Source organism: Pseudomonas sp. UF-293 (assembly GCF_058245595.1).
The window spans coordinates 192,071-212,667 of record NZ_JBSICA010000009.1 but is presented as its reverse complement, the minus strand read 5'-3'; the positions used below and the strand labels follow the sequence as shown (position 1 = coordinate 212,667).

At 60.6% G+C, this 20,597-nt stretch carries 18 protein-coding genes and 1 riboswitch; of the genes, 8 read left to right on the top strand and 10 right to left on the bottom strand.

Annotated features, from left to right (window positions below):
* Nucleotides 1-78: 78 nt before the first annotated feature.
* Nucleotides 79-993, bottom strand: a complete 915-nt coding sequence (locus AC4IHP_RS13165) for a LysR family transcriptional regulator (RefSeq protein ID WP_122506124.1) — start codon at nucleotides 991-993, stop codon at nucleotides 79-81.
* Between the two features lie 209 nt (nucleotides 994-1,202).
* On the opposite strand from AC4IHP_RS13165, the gene trhA reads away from it, so the two are divergent.
* A complete protein-coding gene (gene trhA / locus AC4IHP_RS13160; RefSeq protein WP_490831865.1) occupies nucleotides 1,203-1,820 on the top strand; it encodes a PAQR family membrane homeostasis protein TrhA in 618 nt (205 codons plus the stop codon).
* Nucleotides 1,821-1,995: 175 nt separating this feature from the next.
* Here trhA and AC4IHP_RS13155 read toward each other — a convergent pair whose 3' ends face one another.
* Together AC4IHP_RS13155 and AC4IHP_RS13150 are read right to left on the bottom strand one after the other, a co-directional pair.
* Nucleotides 1,996-2,715, bottom strand: a complete 720-nt coding sequence (locus AC4IHP_RS13155) for a 16S rRNA (uracil(1498)-N(3))-methyltransferase (protein WP_071172238.1) — start codon at nucleotides 2,713-2,715, stop codon at nucleotides 1,996-1,998.
* Nucleotides 2,716-2,867: 152 nt separating this feature from the next.
* Nucleotides 2,868-4,274: an adenosylmethionine--8-amino-7-oxononanoate transaminase gene (locus tag AC4IHP_RS13150; RefSeq protein WP_490831864.1), complete on the bottom strand. Its 1,407-nt coding sequence runs from the start codon at nucleotides 4,272-4,274 to the stop codon at nucleotides 2,868-2,870.
* Between the two features lie 222 nt (nucleotides 4,275-4,496).
* On the opposite strand from AC4IHP_RS13150, the gene AC4IHP_RS13145 reads away from it, so the two are divergent.
* The 3 genes from AC4IHP_RS13145 (at nucleotide 4,497) to AC4IHP_RS13135 (ending at nucleotide 7,776) form a co-directional block, all read left to right on the top strand.
* Nucleotides 4,497-6,266 carry a flavin monoamine oxidase family protein gene (locus tag AC4IHP_RS13145; RefSeq protein WP_460122034.1) on the top strand — a complete coding sequence of 590 codons (1,770 nt, stop codon included), beginning with the start codon at nucleotides 4,497-4,499 and terminating at the stop codon, nucleotides 6,264-6,266.
* 348 nt (nucleotides 6,267-6,614) lie between these two features.
* Complete coding sequence (locus tag AC4IHP_RS13140) at nucleotides 6,615-7,166, top strand: cytochrome b (protein ID WP_400499720.1); 552 nt, start codon at nucleotides 6,615-6,617, stop codon at nucleotides 7,164-7,166.
* A 31-nt stretch (nucleotides 7,167-7,197) separates the two neighbouring features.
* The gene (locus AC4IHP_RS13135) at nucleotides 7,198-7,776 is read left to right on the top strand and encodes a YceI family protein (protein ID WP_039757580.1); all 579 of its coding nucleotides are present in this window, start codon (nucleotides 7,198-7,200) and stop codon (nucleotides 7,774-7,776) included.
* A 230-nt stretch (nucleotides 7,777-8,006) separates the two neighbouring features.
* Here the strand turns inward: AC4IHP_RS13135 and rhlE2 are convergent, their stop codons facing one another.
* From rhlE2 to ahcY, 4 genes are all read right to left on the bottom strand, one after another.
* Entirely contained in the window at nucleotides 8,007-9,875 is a 1,869-nt protein-coding gene (gene rhlE2, locus AC4IHP_RS13130; protein ID WP_460122032.1) for an RNA helicase RhlE2, read from the bottom strand.
* A gap of 221 nt (nucleotides 9,876-10,096) precedes the next feature.
* On the bottom strand, nucleotides 10,097-10,909 hold the full coding sequence (locus AC4IHP_RS13125; RefSeq protein WP_460122030.1) for a substrate-binding periplasmic protein: 813 nt from the start codon (nucleotides 10,907-10,909) through the stop codon (nucleotides 10,097-10,099).
* Between the two features lie 159 nt (nucleotides 10,910-11,068).
* On the bottom strand, nucleotides 11,069-11,914 hold the full coding sequence (gene metF / locus AC4IHP_RS13120) for a methylenetetrahydrofolate reductase [NAD(P)H] (RefSeq protein ID WP_056786871.1): 846 nt from the start codon (nucleotides 11,912-11,914) through the stop codon (nucleotides 11,069-11,071).
* A gap of 156 nt (nucleotides 11,915-12,070) precedes the next feature.
* Nucleotides 12,071-13,480, bottom strand: coding sequence for an adenosylhomocysteinase (gene ahcY, locus AC4IHP_RS13115; protein ID WP_039757587.1), 1,410 nt, complete (start codon nucleotides 13,478-13,480; stop codon nucleotides 12,071-12,073).
* A gap of 23 nt (nucleotides 13,481-13,503) precedes the next feature.
* Nucleotides 13,504-13,602, bottom strand: a riboswitch (S-adenosyl-L-homocysteine riboswitch).
* A gap of 189 nt (nucleotides 13,603-13,791) precedes the next feature.
* Here ahcY and AC4IHP_RS13110 point away from each other — a divergent pair.
* The gene (locus tag AC4IHP_RS13110) at nucleotides 13,792-14,196 is read left to right on the top strand and encodes an acyl-CoA thioesterase (RefSeq protein ID WP_016772772.1); all 405 of its coding nucleotides are present in this window, start codon (nucleotides 13,792-13,794) and stop codon (nucleotides 14,194-14,196) included.
* Between the two features lie 173 nt (nucleotides 14,197-14,369).
* Nucleotides 14,370-15,257: a formate/nitrite transporter family protein gene (locus tag AC4IHP_RS13105; protein ID WP_490831868.1), complete on the top strand. Its 888-nt coding sequence runs from the start codon at nucleotides 14,370-14,372 to the stop codon at nucleotides 15,255-15,257.
* On the opposite strand, the gene AC4IHP_RS13100 is transcribed toward AC4IHP_RS13105, so the two are convergent.
* Together AC4IHP_RS13100 and AC4IHP_RS13095 are read right to left on the bottom strand one after the other, a co-directional pair.
* The gene (locus AC4IHP_RS13100; RefSeq protein WP_024014630.1) at nucleotides 15,258-16,523 is read right to left on the bottom strand and encodes a cation:proton antiporter; all 1,266 of its coding nucleotides are present in this window, start codon (nucleotides 16,521-16,523) and stop codon (nucleotides 15,258-15,260) included.
* A gap of 240 nt (nucleotides 16,524-16,763) precedes the next feature.
* Nucleotides 16,764-17,933: an MFS transporter gene (locus tag AC4IHP_RS13095; RefSeq protein WP_490831863.1), complete on the bottom strand. Its 1,170-nt coding sequence runs from the start codon at nucleotides 17,931-17,933 to the stop codon at nucleotides 16,764-16,766.
* A gap of 344 nt (nucleotides 17,934-18,277) precedes the next feature.
* Between AC4IHP_RS13095 and AC4IHP_RS13090 the strand changes: the two genes are divergently transcribed.
* Entirely contained in the window at nucleotides 18,278-18,661 is a 384-nt protein-coding gene (locus AC4IHP_RS13090; protein ID WP_024014628.1) for an MAPEG family protein, read from the top strand.
* A gap of 114 nt (nucleotides 18,662-18,775) precedes the next feature.
* On the opposite strand, the gene mltA is transcribed toward AC4IHP_RS13090, so the two are convergent.
* Nucleotides 18,776-19,960: a murein transglycosylase A gene (gene mltA / locus AC4IHP_RS13085; RefSeq protein ID WP_490831862.1), complete on the bottom strand. Its 1,185-nt coding sequence runs from the start codon at nucleotides 19,958-19,960 to the stop codon at nucleotides 18,776-18,778.
* A gap of 128 nt (nucleotides 19,961-20,088) precedes the next feature.
* On the opposite strand from mltA, the gene AC4IHP_RS13080 reads away from it, so the two are divergent.
* Complete coding sequence (locus AC4IHP_RS13080) at nucleotides 20,089-20,538, top strand: c-type cytochrome (RefSeq protein ID WP_490831861.1); 450 nt, start codon at nucleotides 20,089-20,091, stop codon at nucleotides 20,536-20,538.
* The last annotated feature ends 59 nt before the right edge of the window (nucleotides 20,539-20,597 follow it).

Genomic DNA, 20,597 nt, shown 5'->3' with positions numbered 1-20,597 from the left:
CGCGAGCAGGCTCGCTCCCACAGTTGGAATGCATTTTCCTGTGGGAGCGAGCCTGCTCGCGAAGGGGGCGACTCGGTATCAGGCCTGCCGATTGGCATACATCCGACACTCCGCCAGCAACGCCAACAAGTTCGGATCGCGCTCCTTGGCCTTGAGAAACACCACGCCAATGTGCTGCTGCAACCGGTACTTCTCCTGCAACGGAATCAGCTTCACCCGATTCTCGTACACCGCCGCAATCCGCCCCGGCAACAAGGCGTACCCCACCCCGGAGCTGACCATGCTCAGCAAAGTGAAGATGTCGTTGACCTGCATCGCCACCTTCGGCTCGAACCCCGCCTGCTTGAACACCCGCACACCGTCCTGATGCGTGGCAAAGCCCTGGGTCAGGGTGATGAAGGTTTCATCGCGCACTTCCGCCAGATCGACTTCACTGCGCTGAGCGAATTTTGAATCCGCCGGGGTGGCGAGGAAAATGTCGTCGGAAAACAGCGCAATCTGCTCGCAATCCGGATCGTTGATGCTGTCGTCCAGCGACACCAGAATCGCGTCGACTTCCATGTTTTTCAGCTTGTAGAGCAGGTCGATGTTCGAGCCGAGGATCAGGTCGATGTTGAGTTCGCTGCGGCGGATTTTCAGGCCCATGATCAATTGCGGCACGGTCTTCACCGTCAGCGAGTACAGCGAGCCGAGCTTGAAACGCTCGGCGGAGAACCCGGCGGCTTCGCGGGTCAGACGCACGCTGTCGACAACGTCGTTAATCAGTTTTTGCGCACGTTCTTCCAGCACATAGGCGCTTTCCAGCGGCGTCAGGTTGCGCCCTTCGTGTTTGAACAGCGGGCAGCGCAGGGCGTTTTCCAAAGAATGAATGGCGCGGTGCACGCTGACGTTGCTGGTCTGCAGTTCGGCGGCGGCGCGGGCGAGGTTGCCGGTGCGCATGAAGGCGAGGAACACCTCGAGTTTTTTCAGGGTCAATTCTTCGTCGATCAGCATGGCGCGGACTCTTTTTGGAATGCGTCGATTGTGCCTTGAAGATCAAAAGATCGCAGCCTTCGGCAGCTCCTACATTGGAATGCGATCACCTGTAGGAGCTGCCGAAGGCTGCGATCTTTTGATCTTGGCTTTGAACAGAAACATTGCGCTTTTACGCTCAAGGCCCGAGCCTTGCGCGCTGCGGTAATGAATATTGAGGTAAGTGACACATGTATCACGGAGAAAAACTCAACGCCTGGACGCATTTGGTCGGGGCGGTGGCGGCTTTTGTCGGCGGGGTCTGGATGCTGGTGATTGCCTGTCTGGACGGCAGCCCGTGGAAGATTGTCAGCGTGGCGATCTACGCCTTCACTTTGCTGGTGCTCTACAGCGCTTCGACCGTGTACCACAGCGTGCGCGGGCGCAAGAAAGCGATCATGAAGAAGGTCGATCACTTTTCGATCTACCTGCTGATCGCCGGCAGCTACACGCCGTTCTGCCTGGTGACGTTACGCGGGCCGTGGGGCTGGACGCTGTTCGGGATTGTCTGGGGGCTGGCGCTGATCGGCATCCTGCAAGAGATAAAACCGCGCTCCGAGGCACGGATTCTGTCGATCGTGATTTACGCGGTGATGGGCTGGATCGTGCTGGTCGCGGTCAAGCCGCTGATCGCTGCATTGGGCACGGCGGGGTTTGCCTGGCTGGCGTCAGGCGGGGTTTTGTATACGGTGGGGATTATCTTTTTTGCCCTGGATCACCGGCTGCGGCATGCCCATGGCATCTGGCATCTGTTCGTGATTGCCGGGAGTCTGCTGCACTTTGTTGCGATTCTGTTTTACGTCCTGTGAACGCAATGACTGTGGGAGGGGGCTTGCTCCCGAAGGCGCCAGGTCAGTCAACCTCATTTGTTGAATGACACACCGTTTTCGGGAGCAAGCCCCCTCCCACATTGTAACTAGAGTGTTCACAAAATCTGTGGTCACTGGAGATCCAATGTGGGAGCGAGCCTGCTCGCGAAGGGGCCTAGAAATCACCCCACAATTGTTGAGCTACCGCCAATGCCACCACCGGCGCGGTCTCGGTGCGCAGCACGCGTGGGCCGAGGCGGGCGGCGTGAAAGCCGTTGCCTTTGGCCTGCTCGACTTCGCCATCCGTCAAGCCACCTTCAGGCCCGATCAGGAAGGCCAGCGTCGCCGGTTTGGCATGGCTCACCAGCGGCTCGGCCACCGGGTGCAGGACCAGTTTCAACTCGGCTTCGGTCTGCTTGAGCCAGTCCGCCAGCAACACTGGCGGATGAATCACCGGCACCCGTGAGCGCCCGCACTGTTCGCAGGCACTGATCGCCACCTGACGCCAGTGCAGCAAGCGCTTGTCGGCGCGTTCGTCCTTGAGGCGGACTTCGCAGCGTTCGCTGAAGATCGGTGTGATTTGCGTCACGCCCAGTTCAGTGGCTTTCTGAATCGCCCAATCCATGCGCTCGCCCCGGGACAGGCCCTGGCCGAGGTGGATCTGCAGCGGCGATTCGACTTGCCCGGCGAATTGCTCGTCGATCTGCACGACCACGCGCTTCTTGCCGACGTCCACCAGCGATCCGCGAAACTCATGGCCGGAGCCGTCGAACAATTGCACGGCATCGCCCTCGGCCATGCGCAGCACGCGGCTGATGTAGTGCGCCTGGGCTTCCGGCAGTTCGTGTTCGCCGGTGCTCAGCGGGGCGTCGATAAAGAAGCGGGACAGTCTCATTTCGGGTCTCTGGAAAGATATGAATCAGTTGGATCGGTGTCGACTTCATTCGCGAGCAGGCTCGCTCCCACACTTGAAATGCATTCCCCTGTGGGAGCGAGCCTGCTCGCGAAAGCGGCAGTCCAGCCACCGCAAATCTCAAGCAAGGCGAATCAGCCCGGGTCGCGGAATCCCGGGTGGAAGTCTTTCGGCACCGCCACGCTGACGCTGTCACGCGTAGCGATATCAATACCTTCACTGGCCACTTCGGCCAGAAAGTCGATCTGCTCCGGGGTGATCACATACGGCGGCAGGAAATACACCACGCTGCCCAGCGGCCGCAACAACGCGCCTCGCTCAAGCGCATGCTGGAACACCTTCAGGCCACGACGCTCCTGCCAAGGGTAGGCCTCTTTCGTGGCTTTATCCTTGACCATCTCGATCGCCAGCACCATGCCGGTCTGGCGCACTTCGGAGACGTTCGGGTGATCGACCAGATGCGCGGTCGCCGAGGCCATGCGCTGAGCCAGCGCCTGGTTATTCTCGATGACGTTGTCCTGCTCGAAGATATCCAGCGTCGCCAATGCCGCCGCGCAGGCCAGCGGGTTGCCGGTGTAGCTGTGCGAGTGGAGGAAGGCGCGCAGGGTCGGGTAGTCGTCGTAGAACGCGCTGTAGACCTCGTCGGTGGTCAGGCATGCGGCCAGCGGCAGGTAGCCGCCGGTGAGGGCTTTGGACAGGCAGAGGAAGTCCGGGCGGATGCCGGCCTGTTCGCAGGCGAACATCGTCCCGGTGCGGCCGAAGCCGACGGCGATTTCATCGTGGATCAGGTGCACGCCATAGCGGTCGCAGGCTTCGCGCAACAGCTTGAGGTAGACCGGGTGATACATACGCATGCCGCCCGCGCCCTGAATCAGCGGCTCGACGATCACTGCCGCGACGCTGTCATGGTTTTGCGCCAGTGTCTGTTCCATGGCGGCAAACATGTTGCGCGAATGTTCTTCCCAGCCCATGCCGTCGGGACGCAGATAACAATCCGGGCTGGGCACTTTGATGGTGTCCATCAGCAGGGCTTTGTAGGTCTCGGTGAACAGCGGCACATCGCCGACCGCCATCGCTGCCATGGTTTCACCGTGGTAGCTGTTGGTCAGGGTGACGAAGCGTTTCTTGTTCGGCTGGCCGCGATTGAGCCAGTAATGAAAGCTCATCTTCAGCGCGACTTCGATGCAGGACGAACCGTTATCGGCGTAGAACACCCGGTTCAAGCCTTGCGGGGTCATTTTCACCAGACGCTCGGACAGCTCGATCACCGGTTGGTGGCTGAAACCGGCAAGGATCACATGCTCGAGTTGATCGACCTGATCCTTGATGCGCTGGTTGATGCGCGGGTTGGCGTGGCCGAACACGTTGACCCACCAGGAACTGACCGCGTCGAGGTAGCGCTTGCCTTCGAAGTCTTCGAGCCAGACGCCTTCGCCGCGCTTGATCGGGATCAGTGGCAGCTGTTCGTGGTCTTTCATCTGGGTGCAGGGATGCCACAACACCGCAAGATCGCGTTGCATCCACTGGTTATTCAGGCCCATTTACAGTCTCCTCGAGGCGGCTCGCGTCAGGCGCGGGCGAACAATCGCGCAAGCCTATGCAATGCATCGCGCAGGAACAACCCATTGTGTCGATTGAGCTACTTTGTCTGAGCCGATAGACGTCGCTGGCGGCGTTTTGATGGCTAACGTATTCTTCGCGGTTCTTTGAGTCGTCTGACTCGCATAACTGCTTTTCCCACATGTTTTTCCGGAGTTCGCTGAATGTCTGTCGGTTGGCTGCGCGCCTGTGCGCTGGTGATGTTGGGGCTGTTCAGCGTTACGGCGCTGGCCAAGGATAAAACCGCAATCGTGATCGGCGGCGGCCTGTCGGGTCTGACCGCCGCTTACGAACTGCAGAACAAAGGCTGGCAGGTCACCCTGCTGGAAGCCAAGCCGAGCCTGGGCGGGCGCTCGGGCATGGCCACCAGCGAGTGGATCGGCAACGACAAGACCCAGCCGGTGCTGAACAAGTACGTGTCGACCTTCAAGCTCGGCACTACGCCGGCGCCGGAATTCGTGCGTACGCCGGGTTATCTGATCGACGGCGATTATTTCTCCGCTGCTGATCTGGCCACCAAGCAGCCAGCCACCGCCGATGCGCTCAAGCGCTACCAGAAAACCCTCGACGATCTGGCGCGTTCGATCGACGATCCGCAGAATCCGGCGGCGACCGCCACTTTGCATGCGCTGGACCAGATCACCGTATCGAGCTGGCTCGACAAGCAGAACCTGCCGGCCACCGCGCGTCAGTTGATCAACCAGGACATTCGCACCCACTACGACGAACCTTCGCGTCTGTCGCTGCTGTATTTCGCTCAGCAGAACCGCGTCTATCGCGGCGTCTCCGACCGCGACCTGCGCGCCTCGCGTCTGGTCGGCGGCAGCCAGGTGCTGGCCCAGGCCTTCGTCAAACAGATCAAGACCATCAAGACCAGCTCGCCGGTCTCGGCCATCATCCAGGACAAGGACGGCGTGACCGTCAAAGTCGGCAGCGTCGGTTATCAGGCTGACTACGTGGTGCTGGCCGTGCCGTTGCGCGCACTGAACAAGATCGCGCTGACCCCGGCGCTGGATGCCCAGCACCTGGCGGCGATCAAAGGCACCAACTACGGCTGGCGCGACCAGATCATGCTGAAGTTCAAGACGCCAGTGTGGGAAAGCAAGTCGCGCATGTCCGGCGAGATCTACAGCAACGCAGGTTTAGGCATGCTCTGGATCGAACCGGCGCTGAAGGGCGGCGCCAATGTGGTGATCAACCTGTCTGGCGACAACGCCCGTGTGATGCAGGCGTTCGGCGACAAGCAGATGGTCGATCAGGTGCTGATCCGTCTGCATGCGTTTTATCCACAGGCCCGTGGCTCGTTCACCGGTTATGAAATCCGCCGCTACAGCACCGACCCGTCGATGGGCGGCGCCTACCTGGCTTACGGCCCGGGGCAGATCAGCAAGTTCTGGCGCCTGTGGGAACGTCCGCTGCAACGCGTAGCGTTCGCCGGCGAACACACCGACACCTTGTACCCGGGCACCTTGGAAGGAGCGCTGCGCACCGGCCAGCGTGCGGCCAGTCAGGTTGAAGATCTGGCGGCCGGCAAATCGTTCGAGCCAGCCAAAGTGGTTCCGGCCGCTGCAGCGGCAGGCGCGGCGGGCGCGGTGGCAGCGAAGAAGGGCAACTTCTTCAGCAACCTGTTTGGCGGTTCGGATGACGAGAAGAAGCCTGAGCCTGTGAAAGCGCCAGAGCCAGCACCTGCTCCGGCCGCTCCAGCGCCTGCGCCGACCCCGGCACCTGCGCCAGCTCCGGTGGAAGCGCCGAAGCCAGCGACGCCGGTAAAAGCCGAGCCAGCGAAGAAAGCAGCGGCCAAGCCAGCGGCGAAGAAGCCTGCGGCCAAGACCGAAACGAAAAAGCCGGCTGCCAAACCGGCGGCAAAGAAGGCTGAGCCGGCGAAGAAACCAGCGGCCAAGCCTGCTGCAACGACCGAGACCAAGGCGCAGTAAGGCTTTGCGGTGAATGAAAAAGCGCGGCGTATATGCCGCGCTTTTTTTTGCCTGTGAGGGCCCCATCGCTGGCAAGCCAGGTCCCACAGGTTTCTGAGGTAAACGCGGGATTTGTGCACGCCACTAACCACTGTGGGAGCGGGCTTGCCCGCGATGAGGCCTGTCCAGACAGCGCATCATCAGGATCTGCCACCTGACATTCCGCCACACTTTTGCCTTTAATCTTTTCTTAACTCGTCACTACCAGACTCTTGATCGTATTTCTCGATATTTCAAAGCAAAATTTTCCGCTTTAATTCGATAGATAACTCGCTAGTCTTGGTTCGCAGTTCTCACAGGATTTGGGCAATGCAGCTACGTAATTCTTCTTCGCGCTATGGTTGGGTCAGCATCTTCATGCACTGGGGCGTGGCGCTGGTGGTCTTCGGGCTGTTTGCGCTGGGTCTGTGGATGGTCGGGCTGGATTACTACAGCACCTGGCGCAAAGACGCGCCGGATCTGCACAAGAGCATCGGCCTGGTGCTGCTGGGTGTGATGGTGCTGCGGGTGCTGTGGCGTTTCATCAGCCCACCGCCGCCTACGCTGCAAAGCTACAGCCGGATGACCCGTATCGGCGCCAGGTTCGGCCACGGGTTTCTGTATCTGGCGCTGTTCGCTGTGATGATTGCCGGTTACCTGATTTCCACCGCAGACGGTGTCGGGATCCCGGTGTTTGGCCTGTTTGAAGTTCCTGCTCTGCTTTCCGGACTACCGGATCAGGCAGATACCGCTGGGGTGATTCATCTGTGGCTGGCGTGGGCACTGGTAATTTTTTCCGGTCTCCATGCGTTGGCAGCATTGAAGCACCACTTTATCGATCGTGATGCGACCCTTACCCGAATGCTCGGTCGCAAAGCCTGAAATTCAACCTCGACTCAAAGGAAAAGAAAGCATGTTGAAAAAGACTCTGGCCGCTCTGGCAATCGGTTCTGCCGTGCTGTCCGCCAACGTAATGGCTGCTGACTACGTAGTAGACAAGGAAGGCCAGCACGCCTTCGTCGACTTCAAGATCAGTCACCTGGGCTACAGCTACATCACCGGTACCTTCAAGGACATCGACGGCAAGTTCAGCTTCGACGCTGCCAAGCCTGAAGACAGCAAGATCGAGTTCAACGTCAACACTGCCAGCGTGTTCACCAACCACGCCGAGCGCGACAAGCACATCGCCAGCGCTGACTTCCTCAACGCCAGCAAGTTCGGCAAGGCCACCTTCGTTTCCACCAGCGTCAAGTCTACTGGCGCCAACACCGCTGACGTGACCGGCGACCTGACCCTGCTGGGCGTGACCAAGCCAGTTGTCGTCAAGGCCACCTTCCTGGGTGAAGGCAAGGATCCATGGGGCGGCTACCGTGCCGGCTTCGAAGGCACCACCACCATCAAGCGTTCCGATTTCGGCAAGCAGAAAGACCTCGGTCCGAAGTCCGATGCGGTCGAGCTGTATGTTTCGTTTGAAGGTGTGAAAGCGAAATAAATTTCGCCGCCACATGAAAACGCCCCCGGTCGAAAGGCCGGGGGCTTTTTTTTTGCCACAACACAGATCCCCTGTAGGAGCTGCCGAAGGCTGCGATCTTTTGATCTTGGTCTTTAAAATCAACATCAAAAGATCGCAGCCTTCGGCAGCTCCTACACAAAGAGATTTGCAGCGCTCAAAAAAATGCCCCGGCTCTATCGAGTCGGGGCATTTTCATTGCGGCTTGAAACTCAGCGATTACGGGTCAGCAAGGCTGGTTTCTCACCACGCGGGCGGCTTGGCAGTTGATCGAGCTGCTCAGGCGTCGGGAAGCGGTCGGCTTTCGATTCCTTGTGCATGATCTTCGGGCCGTTGCTGCGCGGGTTCTGCACGGCCGGTTCGCTGCGTGGCTGATCGTCACGGGCCGGGCGGCGGTTGCGTGGCGCGGATTCGTCACGACGACCCTGACCGTCACGCGGAGCGCCATTGCGCGGGCCGCTGCGTTTGGCCGGTGGCGTGCCGGTGCTCGAGCCGTTGCTGTTGCGCGGACCGTTCTGGCGACCTTGAGGCTGACCACCGCGTGGTGCGCCAGTGCCTGCGCCTTGCGCAGGTGCGCCCGGACGACGGCCACGGCCACCGGCAGGAGCGGCTTTGGGCACGTAATCGACGCGGTTACCGAAGTTATCGATATCGTCGTCGAGGAATTCGTCCGGAGCACGATCAGCCGCTGCACGCGGTGGCTGGCTCGGGCGCTGGTCGCGGCTCGGGGTGCCTTCGCGCGGTTTCTGCTGACGGGCAGGGCGCTCGCCACGCTCACCGGCCGGCTTTTCCTTGCCCTTGTCTTTGCCTTTGTCCTTGCGACCGCCGCCACCGCCGCCGCCATTCGGGCCATCGCCACGTGGACCACGGGAATTGCGCGGGTTGCGGATGTCCGGACGCTCGCGGGCTTCCGGCTTCTCGGCTTCGATGGTGCTGGAGTCGAAGCCCATCAGATCGCCGTCGGCAATCTTCTGCCTGGTCATGCGCTCGATGCTTTTCAGCAGCTTCTCTTCGTCCGGCGCGACCAGCGAGATCGCCTCGCCCGAACGACCGGCGCGGCCGGTACGGCCGATACGGTGCACGTAGTCTTCATCGACGTTTGGCAGCTCGAAGTTGACCACATGCGGCAACTGATCGATGTCCAGACCACGGGCGGCGATGTCGGTGGCCACGAGAATGCGTACTTCGCCGGCCTTGAAGTCGGCCAGGGCTTTGGTGCGGGCGTTCTGGCTCTTGTTACCGTGGATCGCCACAGCCGGCAGGCCGTGTTTGTCCAGGTATTCAGCGAGGCGGTTGGCGCCGTGCTTGGTGCGGGTGAAGACCAGTACCTGTTCCCATGCGCCGGCGGTGATCAGGTGGGCCAGTAGCGCACGCTTGTGGCTGGCGGGCAGGCGGAACACGCGTTGTTCGATGCGCTCGACCGTGGTGTTCGGCGGCGTCACTTCGATGCGTTCCGGGTTGTGCAGCAGCTTGCCGGCGAGGTCGGTGATGTCTTTCGAGAAAGTCGCCGAGAACAGCAGGTTCTGACGCTTGGCCGGCAGACGTGCGAGGACTTTCTTCACGTCGTGCACAAAACCCATGTCGAGCATGCGGTCGGCTTCGTCGAGAACGAGAATTTCCACGTGGGACAGATCGACGCTGCCCTGGCCGGCGAGGTCGAGCAAGCGACCCGGGCAGGCGACGAGGACGTCGACGCCACGGGACATGGCCTGGACCTGCGGGTTCATGCCGACGCCGCCGAAGATGCAGGCGCTGACGAATTTCAGGTCACGGGCGTAGATCTTGAAGCTCTCGTGCACCTGGGCCGCGAGTTCGCGGGTCGGGGTCAGGACCAGTACGCGCGGTTGGCGCGGGCCGTGACGCTGGGATTTGTCCGGGTGACCGTTGGGGAACAACCGCTCCAGAATCGGGAGGGCGAAGCCGCCGGTTTTACCGGTACCTGTCTGAGCCGCCACCATCAGGTCGCGACCTTGCAACACGGCGGGAATGGCCCGCTGTTGCACCGGAGTAGGCTCGGTATAGCCCGCATCTTCGATGGCACGGACTAAAGCCTCGGAGAGACCGAGGGAAGCAAAGGACATGAGTAATCCTGTTTTAGTTAGGGCTTGGCCCAATGGGAGTCTTGCCTGGCGCGAATCACGTTTAAGAGGACGCAATCCCGTCCGGTCCAGCGGCGGTTCCGAAGGCACGTCAGGAGCGCTCGCGCGGGCTGAAAGCTGCGCTGTAGCGGGTCGTGAGGCCTGTTACGGTTCCGGGCGTCCGGGCGTGAGCCTGGCGGGAACGCCGGAGTATAACAGAGCAATCACTGCGCGCTGCTTTCCTGCTGCTCAACGGTTTTGCCGCTGGCCGTGGCTGAGCGCAGTGAGGCATTGTCGACGGGCGCAGCGCCATAGCGCGCGCTGAGCTCGGCGTAGGCCGGTTCGCGCTTGAAACGCTTGAGCTCGGCACCGAAGCGCTGCACGAGCAAATCCATACCGGCATTGCGCCGAACCGCCAGAAACTGGCTTTGACGACTGATAACTGTCGGGTTTTCAGTGATCAGATCGCGAATATTCAGCTCATCGAGCAAATGCTGGCCGACGCGGCGATCGGTAATCAGCAGATCGATACGCCCGCGTACCAGTTTGCCGAAGTTGGCTTCATGGGTCGGTGCCGGCTCCCGGGTAAACAGCTCCGACTGGCTGAAGTCAGGGCTATACAGATAGCCCGGCGAGGTGCCGATGGTCAGGCCTTTGAGTTGTTCGAGGGTGCTGAAAGGGTGCGGCCGGTCGTTGGCGTAGAACATCACGAATTCGACGTCGGACAGCGGTTCGCTGGGATAGAGCAGGGTGGCGTCGCGCTCGGCGCTGTGAAAGATGTCCAGCGCACCGTCGGCCTGACCGGTTTCGAGCATCGACAGGCAGCGCTTCCACGGCAGGAACTGCCATTCGACTTCAATGCCCAGACGCTTGAACACGATGGCGGTGGTTTCGTAGTCCAGCCCGAGATTCTGCCCGCCCTGTTCGTACACGTACGGCGCCCAGGGCTCGGTGACAATACGCAACTTCTCGCCCCGAGCGGCGAAGCTCAGGCAAGCAAAAACCAGCACGGTGAATAACTGCGTGATCAAAGGCATGGCTGGAGATTACGACGAGAAACGCCAAAGAGCCAGAAAGTGCCTGCACAAGCTCTGTTTCGCGGGCTTAAAAGCAAAAGATCGCAGCCTTCGGCAGCGCCTACAGGGAAATATGCAGGCGCTGCCGAAGGCTGCGATCTTTTGACTTTGATTTGACGCTTAACGCGGCAATTTCAGGTTGTTCCAGATGGCCAGGCTAGGTTCGGCCTGGTTCATGGAATAAAAATGCAGCCCCGGTGCGCCGCCCTGCAGCAGGCGTTCGCACATCTCGCTGACGACTTGTTCGCCAAAGCTTTGAATGCTTCGCGTGTCATCGCCGTAGGCTTCCAGTTGCTTGCGGATCCAGCGCGGGATTTCCGCACCGCAGGCATCGGAGAAGCGCGCGAGTTTGCTGTAGTTGGTGATCGGCATGATCCCCGGCACGATCGGCAGATCCACGCCCAGCGCCTGCAAACGGTCGACGAAGTAGAAGTAGCTGTCGGCGTTGAAGAAGTACTGGGTGATCGCGCTGTCGGCACCGGCCTTTGCCTTGCGCACGAAGTTGGCGAGATCGTCTTCGTAGTTGCGCGCTTGCGGATGCATCTCCGGGTAAGCGGCAACTTCGATGTGGAAATGATCAGCGGTTTCTTCACGAATGAATTCCACCAGCTCATTGGCGTGACGCAGCTCACCGCTGGTCATGCCCATGCCCGACGGCAGGTCACCGCGCAGGGCAACGATGCGCTTGATGCCGGCAGCCTTGTATTCGTTCAGCAGGCCGCGCAGGTCGTCCTTGCTGTCACCGACGCACGACAGGTGCGGTGCGGCCGGTACTTTGACTTCGCTTTCCAGCTGCAACACGGTGTTGAGCGTGCGATCACGGGTCGAACCGCCAGCGCCGTAGGTGCAGGAAAAGAAATCAGGGTTGTAGGTGGCCAACTGACGGGCAGTGGCGAGCAGCTTTTCTTGCCCGGCGTCGGTCTTGGTCGGGAAAAACTCGAAGCTGTAGCGACGGTCTTGGGACATGGTCATACCCTTGGAAACAAGAACCTTCGAGGCGCTGCAGTCCCGTGTGGGAGCGAGCCTGCTCGCGAAAGCGCAGGGTCAGACAACACGAATGTTGAATGTTAATACGCCTTCGCGAGCAGGCTCGCTCCCACAGGGAGAGCGAGCAAGCGCCTGTTAGTAGCGGTAAGCGTGCGGCTTGAACGGGCCTTCGACGGTCACGCCGATGTAGTCAGCCTGTTGCTTGGTCAATTGGGTGACCACGCCGCCGAAGCCGCGAACCATTTCCAGGGCCACTTCTTCGTCGAGTTTCTTCGGCAGCACTTCGACGGTCAGACGCTCGGCTTTCTGTGCTGGCGACAGGTCGGCGTATTTCTGGCCGAACAGGAAGATCTGTGCCAGAACCTGGTTGGCGAACGAACCGTCCATGATGCGGCTCGGGTGACCGGTGGCGTTGCCCAGGTTCACCAGACGGCCTTCGGCCAGCAGGATCAGGTAGTCGTCGTTCTGTGGATCGAAGCTGCCAGCGCCGGTGCGGTGAACCTTGTGCACCTGTGGCTTCACTTCTTCCCATGCCCAGTTCTTGCGCATGAAAGCGGTGTCGATTTCGTTGTCGAAGTGACCGATGTTGCAGACCACGGCGCGCTTCTTCAGGGCTTTGAGCATGTTCGCGTCGCAAACATTGACGTTACCGGTGGTGGTCACGATCAGGTCGATCTTGCCCAGCAGCGCTTTGTCGATGCTCGCTTCGGAACCGTCGTTGATGCCGTCGATGAACGGCGACACCAGTTCGAAACCGTCCATGCAGGCTTGCATGGCGCAGATCGGGTCGACTTCCGACACTTTGACGATCATGCCTTCCTGACGCAGCGACTGAGCCGAGCCCTTGCCCACGTCACCGTAACCGATGACCAGCGCTTGCTTACCGGACAGCAGGTGGTCGGTGCCGCGCTTGATCGCATCGTTCAGGCTGTGACGGCAGCCGTACTTGTTGTCGTTCTTGGACTTGGTCACCGAGTCGTTGACGTTGATCGCCGGGATCTTCAGCTCGCCCTTGGCCAGCATGTCCAGCAGACGGTGTACGCCAGTGGTGGTTTCTTCGGTCACGCCGTGAACGCGATCGAGCACTTGCGGGTATTTCTTGTGCAGCAGCTCGGTCAGGTCGCCGCCGTCGTCGAGGATCATGTTGGCGTCCCATGGCTGGCCATCCTTGAGGATGGTCTGCTCCAGGCACCACTCGTACTCTTCTTCAGTTTCGCCTTTCCAGGCAAACACCGGGATACCGGCGGCAGCGATAGCGGCAGCGGCCTGATCCTGAGTGGAGAAAATGTTGCATGACGACCAGCGAACTTCGGCACCCAGGGCAACCAGGGTTTCGATCAGTACGGCGGTCTGAATGGTCATGTGGATGCAGCCGAGGATTTTCGCGCCCTTGAGCGGCTGCTCGGAAGCGTATTTGCGGCGCAGACCCATCAGGGCAGGCATTTCCGATTCGGCGATGATGGTTTCGCGACGGCCCCAGGCAGCCAGGGACATGTCGGCAACTTTGTAATCGGTAAAATCTGCAGGCGTGTTGACAGCGCTCATGAAGAGCCTCCATTCGTAATATATGCGAATGGGCGCCGTTGTGCGTTTAGTGTCCGGCGCAGGCCGGTCAACGCCCCATCCGAGCCTGACAGGTCGAACCTGCTGCAGCGCCCCTCGGACAGGTGGCGGGAAAACGGTAACAAGCGATCATTACCGTTTTGAAACGGTGGCGATTATAGCTGTCTTTGAGCTGCAAGTTGCAAGCTGCAAGCGACAAGCTGATCGGCTTTTACTTGCAGCTTGTAGCTTAAAACTTGAAGCTGGGGGCCAATACCCCTAACGCCCAACCGCCTCGATTCAGGAGCCCCCCCATGAATTTCCACACCCGCAAATGGGTTAAACCCGAAGACCTCAACCCCAACGGCACCCTGTTCGGCGGCAGCCTGCTGCGCTGGATCGATGAAGAAGCGGCAATCTACGCCATCGTGCAATTGGGCAACCAGCGCGTCGTGACCAAGTACATCTCGGAAATCAACTTCGTCAGCGCCTCGCGCCAGGGCGACATCATCGAACTGGGCATCACCGCCACCGAATTCGGCCGCACCTCGATCACCCTGACCTGCGAAGTGCGCAACAAGATCACCCGCAAGAGCATCCTGACCGTCGAGAAGATGGTGTTCGTCAACCTCGGCGAAGACGGCCTGCCGGCGCCGCACGGGCGGACCGAGATCAAATATGTGAAAGACCAGTTCAAGGATGACGAAGCCGTTCAATAACCTCGGCGGCGCATTCTTCGCGAGCAGGCTCGCTCCCACAGGTACAGCGTGATCCTTGTGGGAGCGAGCCTGCTCGCGAAAGCGGTAGCCCATTCAGCGAAGATTCGCCTGGCCACTGAACAGCCATGAAGCGCAACGGTCGTAGCTACATCCCCCCCACCGGTTGCCACGCCATGACCACCCCCACCAGCGAAAAGACCCCCGACCTCTCGGCCAAGGAGCAGCACGAAGTCGAGAAGAGCCAGCCGCCGCGCGCGGCCGTTCTGCATGAAATCATCCGCACCCAGGGCGATCAGGAACTGGAGCGCAGCATTGCCGCGCTGTGGTGGTCGGCGCTGGCGGCAGGGTTGACCATGGGCCTGTCGCTGATGGGCATGGGATTGCTCAATTCGCGCCTGCCCGATGGCGACGAATTCAAGGTGATCGCCAGTTTCGGCTACTGCGCCGGTTTCCTCGCGGTGATCCTCGCGCGCCAGCAACTGTTCACCGAAAACACCCTGACCGCCGTGCTGCCGGTGATGACCAAGCCGACGCTGAAGAATTTCCTGCGACTGATCCGTCTGTGGACAGTGGTATTGGTCGGCAACCTCTGCGGGACGATTCTGGTCGCCTACGTGATGCTGGAACTGCCGATCTTTGACAGCAAGACCGATGTCGCTTTCCTCGAAATCGGCCGCAAGGTCATGGAACACAGTGCCAGTCAGATGTTCGCCAAGGGCATCGTCTCCGGCTGGATGATCGCCACCATGGTCTGGATGATTCCGTCCATGGAGAGCGCAAAGATGTGGATCATCATCCTCATCACTTACTTCATGGCGCTGGGTGACTTCACTCACATCGTGGTCGGGTCGGCGGAAGTGTCGTATCTGGTCTTTGCCGGTGAGCTGCCGTGGAGTGATTTCTGGGCGGTGTTCGCCGGGCCGACGCTGGCGGGGAACATCATTGGCGGCAGTTTCATCTTCGCGCTGATCAGCCATGCGCAGATTCGCAGCGAGAGCGGTGCGCCGAAGGAATCTGCGGATCAGGCTGTCGAGCCCGATCCGCAGTCGATCAAAAAATGATCAGTGGTGGGCTGGCTCAGCCACGCTGGCCGGCTCATTGCGCGTTGCGTGCTTGACCAGTTTGCCGATGGTCAGGCCCTGCAGCAGGATTGACGACAGCACGACGATGTAGGTGATGCTCAGCAGCAGGTCGCGTTCCGGGCCCAGCGGCAGGGCCAGGGCCAGGGCCACCGAGACGCCGCCGCGCAAACCGCCCCAGGTCAGGATGCGGATGGTACCGGCCGGTACCGAGCGCCAGCGACGCAGCAAGAGGATCGCCGGCGCCACGGTGAGCAGGCGCGACAGCAGGATCGCCACCGCCAGCAGGCCTGCGGCGGCCATGTGCAGCCAGTTGAATGGCAGCAGCAACAGCTCCATGCCGATCAGCGCAAACAGCAGCGCGTTGAGCATGTCATCGAGCAACTCCCAGAAACCGTCGAGGTAGCGGCGGGTCATGTCGTTCATTGCCAGATTGCGCCCGAGGTTGCCGATGATCAGACCGGCGACCACCATCGCGATCGGTGCCGAGACGTGCAACTCGGTGGACATCGCCGAGCCGCCGATCACCAGGGCCAGGGTCAGCATCACGGTGATCTGATGCTGCTCGACGCTTTTGATCATCCGATAGACCAGATAACCGATCAGCCCGCCGAACAACACACCGCCAATCGCTTCGTGAACGAAGAGCATGGCCGTGGCGCTGACGGTCGGGGTTTCGCCCAGTTGCGCGATGCCCAGCAGCACGGTGAAGACCACTACCGCCGTGCCGTCGTTGAACAGTGATTCGCCGACGATGGTGGTTTTCAGTGGTTTTGAGGCGTTGGCGGTACGCAGCACGCCGAGCACCGCAATCGGGTCGGTCGGTGAGATCAGCGCGCCGAACAACAGGCAGTAGAGGAAACTCACGTGCCAGCCGAACAGGGCAAAAATGTAGAAGGCCAGACTGCCGATCACTACGGTGGCAATCAGTACGCCGAAGGTGGCCAGCAGGCCGATCGGCCAGCGGTAGCTGCGCAAGTCATTCAAGTTGACGTGCAGAGCGCCGGCGAACAGCAGGAACGAGAGCATCCAGTTCATCAGCAGATCGCCGAAATCGATCTGGCCGATCAGTTGCTGCACGCGGTCTTCGAGGCCGGGAAAGCCGAGCACGCTGAGGCCTTGCAGGAGCAGTGAGAACAGCAGGGCGGTAACCATCACGCCGATGGTCGGCGGCAGGCCGATGAAGCGGAAATTGACGAAAGTCAGGAGAGTGGTAAGGCAGATGAAAGCGGCGACGAGTTCAAGCATCCGGGGTCCTTTGGATGAGGGGTGAATGGAGCGCGACCGGAGGTTGGACGCAGGGGTTTGATGGGGTGGGGGTGGCTGAGGGCACATTCGGATTGCGCGTCCCACTCAACAGCCCCCTCACCCCAACCCTCTCCCGAGGGAGAGGGCCGAGCAAGTCGGCGTGGGTGTCGAGCGTCCCCCGATCAGTCCCCTCTCCCACGGGGAGAGGCTAGGGTGAGGGCCACGTCTGACACACCAGCATCAGCCAGACACATTGACCGCAACCGCCCGCCGACGTTGCAGGTAAATGAACAGCAGCGCCGTCAGCACCGTCAGCACGCCAACCAGCGCCCCGGTCCATGGCAAGTCCGCCAGATCCGCGCCGCTGGCGACCACGAGTCCGCCTATCCAGGCGCCTGCCGCGTTGCCCAGATTGAATGCGCTCTGGTTCAGCGTCGAACCGAGATTCGGCGCTTCGTGCGCCTGATCGATGATCAACAGCTGCAGAATCGGGCACAGCGCAAAAGCGAAAAACCCCCACAGCACCAGGGTGATCGCCGCTGGAATAACTGAACGGCTGGTCTGGCTGAACGCCGCGAGAATCACTACAACTGCCAGCGCCACGCCGACGAGTGACGGCAACAAGCGGCTATCGGCCAGACGCCCGCCGAGCATGCTGCCCGCCGTCAGGCCGACCCCAAACAACAGCAGCATCACCGTCACGCCGTGGGGGCTGACGCCAGTGATGTCTTGCAGAATCGGCGCGATATAGGTGAACACGCTGAACAGGCTGGTCGAGGCCAGCACGCTCATGCCCAGCGCCAGCAGCACGTTGGCCTTGCCCAGTACTTTGAATTCGCTGGCGAGGTTGGCCTTGTCCATCGCGATGTGTTTCGGCAACCACAACCACTGCGCCAGCGCGGCGACAATGCCGATCACCGACACCGCCCAGAAGGTCGAGCGCCAGCCAGCGTATTGGCCCAGCGCTGTGCCCAAGGGTACGCCGAGGACGTTGGCCAGGGTCAGGCCGGTAAACATCATTGCGATGGCTTGCGCGCGTTTGTTCGGCGCGACCAGCCCGGCGGCGACCACCGAGCCGATGCCGAAAAAGGCACCGTGACACAGCGCCGTGACCACCCGCGCGGCCATCAGCGTCGCGTAGTTCGGCGCGAGCGCGCAGAGCACGTTGCCGAGAATGAACATCAGCGTCATGCCCAGCAGTGTCGCTTTGCGCGGCATGTTGGCGGTCCCGATCGCCAGGATCGGTGCGCCAAACACCACGCCCAGGGCGTAACCGGTGATCAGCAGGCCAGCGTGAGGAATGCTCACGGCCAGATCGCGGGCGACATCGGGCAGCAGGCCCATGATGACGAATTCGGTGGTACCGATGCCGAAAGCGGCAACGGCGAGTGCAAGCAAAGCGAGGGGCATGCGCAAGGTCTCTGTCGGTCGTCTTGACGCTTTGATCAGGCATACGCGTGCCAGCGACCGTTTTCGATGAAAGCGGAGCAGGCAGCTTTTATTGGAATTTTTTGGTGTGCAGCTGAGTACGGCGTGGTGGGTTGCAGTATAAACAGCTGCTGACACATGGCGAATCAATTCTGACCAGTCGGTTCTGCAATCGCATATTCACCGTAAACGCTGCCGTGAAACATGCGCCTGAAAGAACCTTTCGGCCGGCTGCGGCTCTTAGCCTGTGGGCAGGTGCTGATCGGCATGCTGATGATGAAGTTCTGACCGCTCGCCAATTATTCGAATCGAAAAAGGACGACGTTATGACAGTGGCTCTGTGGTGTGTGTTGATCGCGATTTTCCTGCCGTACGTGTGCACGATCGTGGCGAAGGCCACCGGCGGTTTCCGCTTGAAGGACAATTACGATCCACGGGATTTTCTCGACAGCGTCGATGGCGTCGCCCGTCGCGCCCACGCCGCGCAATTGAACAGCTTTGAAGTCACACCGGCGTTTGCTGCCGCAGTGATCGTTGCGCATCTGGTCGGCACTGCGGAGCTGGTGACGGTCAATGTGCTGGCGGTGCTGTTTATCACCAGTCGCCTGCTGTACATCATTTGCTATCTGGCCGACTGGGCTGCACTGCGTTCGGTGGTGTGGTTTATCGGGATGGGGCTGATTGCTTCGTTTTTCTTTGTGTCGATCTGATTATCAGCTGTTGCTGCCGGCCTCTTCGCGAGCAGGCTCGCTCCCACATGGAAATGCATTCCAGATGTGGGAGCGAGCCTGCTCGCGAAAGCAATGGATCAGACGGCGAAGAACCTAAGACTTTTGCTTCGGTGTATCCGCCACCTGCGGGACCTGCGGCAACTCTTGTCCTTTAGGCCAGAGCATCCAGATCTGCCCCTGCTGTTTCATGTCCCCGGCCAGTTGCCCGGCCGCATCGCCGGTGCCCCAGAACAGATCCGCGCGCACCTCACCGGCAATCGCGCCGCCGGTATCCTGCGCCGCAACCGGGCGCACCAGTGGGGTGCCATCAGGTTTGGTGGTCGACAGCCATAACAGACTGCCCAGCGGAATCACCTTGCGATCCACCGCCGCGCTGTAACCGGCGGTCAGCGGCACGTTCAGCGAGCCGCGCGGGCCTTCGTTGCTGTCCGGATTGCGGGTGAAGAACACGTAGCTCGGGTTGCTGGCGAGCAGTTCCGGAATGCGCGTCGGGTTAGCCTTGGCCCAGTTGCTGATCGCGCTCATGGTTACCTCTTCCTTCTTCAGCTCACCTTGTTCGACGAGCCAGCGACCGATCGGCCGGTACGGGTGGCCGTTCTGATCAGCGTAGGCGATGCGTAACTGTTTGCCGTCCTCGGTCTGAATCCGGCCCGAGCCCTGAATCTGCAGAAATTGCAGGTTCATCGGATCAGTCAGATAAGCCACTACCGGCGCTTTCACGCCTTTGGATTCAATGGTCGCTGCGTCGTCGTAAGGCTTGAGCACGCGTCCTTCGAGGCGGCCGCGCAAGCGCTTGCCTTTCAATTCCGGATAGATGCTGTCGAGCGAGACGATGATCATGTCTTCGGGCACGCCGTACACCGGCACATTTGCCGTCGCGGTGGGTGTCAGGCTGCCGGGGTAGACGGGTTCGTAGTAGCCCGTGATCAGGCCGTTGGGGTTGTCGTTCTCGGCGCGCAGGCCATAGACATCGAGGTTCTGCTTGAGGAACGCGCGAATCTCGGCGGCGCTTTGCGGCACATTCGCCGCCGCAGCGCAGGTCGGGCCCCAGACCACGTCGGCTTTGAGTCGTGTGCAGGCGCTGCGCCAGGAACCGAAACCGGCAACCAGATCGTTGTCGGAGACCGCGGGCAACGCTTCCCAGGTCGCGCTGGAATACGTGGCCAGCGCATGGGTTTTCGGTTCGGCATTGTCACCGCCGGTGCAGCCGGCCAGGACGGCCAGGATTGGCAGGGTGACGAGAAGCGGGTGACGCCAGGCCGTGAAGCGGCTGTTCATGGAGTGATTCCTGTGCCGGTTGGCCGAGTGCTCCATGCGCTCGAACAACCCGTATTTTTAATAGGGCTATTGGTGTTTGGCCATGAGCCGAGGATACTGGCCGCCGATTTCCGCGACCTGAAGCGACCATGACTCTGAAACGAATTCCTGTTGTATTGCTGGCCTGTCTGACCTTGTCCGCCTGTGGCGGTGTCGATCCGAATTCGCCGTTGGGTCAACGCAAGGCCATCTTCAAGCAGATGCTCAAGACCAGCGAAGATCTCGGCGGCATGTTGCGTGGGCGCATTGCGTTCGACGGACCGAAATTTGCCGAAGGCGCGGTCAGGCTCGATGCTTTGTCCCATGAGCCGTGGAAGCATTTCCCGCAGGTGCGCGAAGAAGATCACACCAGCGCCAAAGATGATGTCTGGCAGAAACAGGCGCGTTTTCAGGAGCTGGCCCGCGCCCTTGAGGCGGCTACCGGTGAATTGGTGGTCGCCAGTCAGGTTCAGCCGTACAAGGCCAGCAATCTCGGACCGGCAGTGCAGAAAGTCGAGGATGCCTGCAGTGCCTGCCATAAAGAGTTTCGCGATCATTGATTTGTATTGCTTGAGCTGACACCTGCGCGAGCACGCTCGCTTCCACAGTTGACCAAGTG

Bases quoted from the DNA above. Each gene is read 5' to 3' on its own strand.
- AC4IHP_RS13165 (WP_122506124.1), bottom strand. From the start codon at position 993: ATGCTGATCGACGAAGAATTGACCCTGAAAAAACTCGAGGTGTTCCTC.
- trhA (WP_490831865.1), top strand. From the start codon at position 1,203: ATGTATCACGGAGAAAAACTCAACGCCTGGACGCATTTGGTCGGGGCG.
- AC4IHP_RS13155 (WP_071172238.1), bottom strand. From the start codon at position 2,715: ATGAGACTGTCCCGCTTCTTTATCGACGCCCCGCTGAGCACCGGCGAA.
- AC4IHP_RS13150 (WP_490831864.1), bottom strand. From the start codon at position 4,274: ATGGGCCTGAATAACCAGTGGATGCAACGCGATCTTGCGGTGTTGTGG.
- AC4IHP_RS13145 (WP_460122034.1), top strand. From the start codon at position 4,497: ATGTCTGTCGGTTGGCTGCGCGCCTGTGCGCTGGTGATGTTGGGGCTG.
- AC4IHP_RS13140 (WP_400499720.1), top strand. From the start codon at position 6,615: ATGCAGCTACGTAATTCTTCTTCGCGCTATGGTTGGGTCAGCATCTTC.
- AC4IHP_RS13135 (WP_039757580.1), top strand. From the start codon at position 7,198: ATGTTGAAAAAGACTCTGGCCGCTCTGGCAATCGGTTCTGCCGTGCTG.
- rhlE2 (WP_460122032.1), bottom strand. From the start codon at position 9,875: ATGTCCTTTGCTTCCCTCGGTCTCTCCGAGGCTTTAGTCCGTGCCATC.
- AC4IHP_RS13125 (WP_460122030.1), bottom strand. From the start codon at position 10,909: ATGCCTTTGATCACGCAGTTATTCACCGTGCTGGTTTTTGCTTGCCTG.
- metF (WP_056786871.1), bottom strand. From the start codon at position 11,914: ATGTCCCAAGACCGTCGCTACAGCTTCGAGTTTTTCCCGACCAAGACC.
- ahcY (WP_039757587.1), bottom strand. From the start codon at position 13,480: ATGAGCGCTGTCAACACGCCTGCAGATTTTACCGATTACAAAGTTGCC.
- AC4IHP_RS13110 (WP_016772772.1), top strand. From the start codon at position 13,792: ATGAATTTCCACACCCGCAAATGGGTTAAACCCGAAGACCTCAACCCC.
- AC4IHP_RS13105 (WP_490831868.1), top strand. From the start codon at position 14,370: ATGACCACCCCCACCAGCGAAAAGACCCCCGACCTCTCGGCCAAGGAG.
- AC4IHP_RS13100 (WP_024014630.1), bottom strand. From the start codon at position 16,523: ATGCTTGAACTCGTCGCCGCTTTCATCTGCCTTACCACTCTCCTGACT.
- AC4IHP_RS13095 (WP_490831863.1), bottom strand. From the start codon at position 17,933: ATGCCCCTCGCTTTGCTTGCACTCGCCGTTGCCGCTTTCGGCATCGGT.
- AC4IHP_RS13090 (WP_024014628.1), top strand. From the start codon at position 18,278: ATGACAGTGGCTCTGTGGTGTGTGTTGATCGCGATTTTCCTGCCGTAC.
- mltA (WP_490831862.1), bottom strand. From the start codon at position 19,960: ATGAACAGCCGCTTCACGGCCTGGCGTCACCCGCTTCTCGTCACCCTG.
- AC4IHP_RS13080 (WP_490831861.1), top strand. From the start codon at position 20,089: ATGACTCTGAAACGAATTCCTGTTGTATTGCTGGCCTGTCTGACCTTG.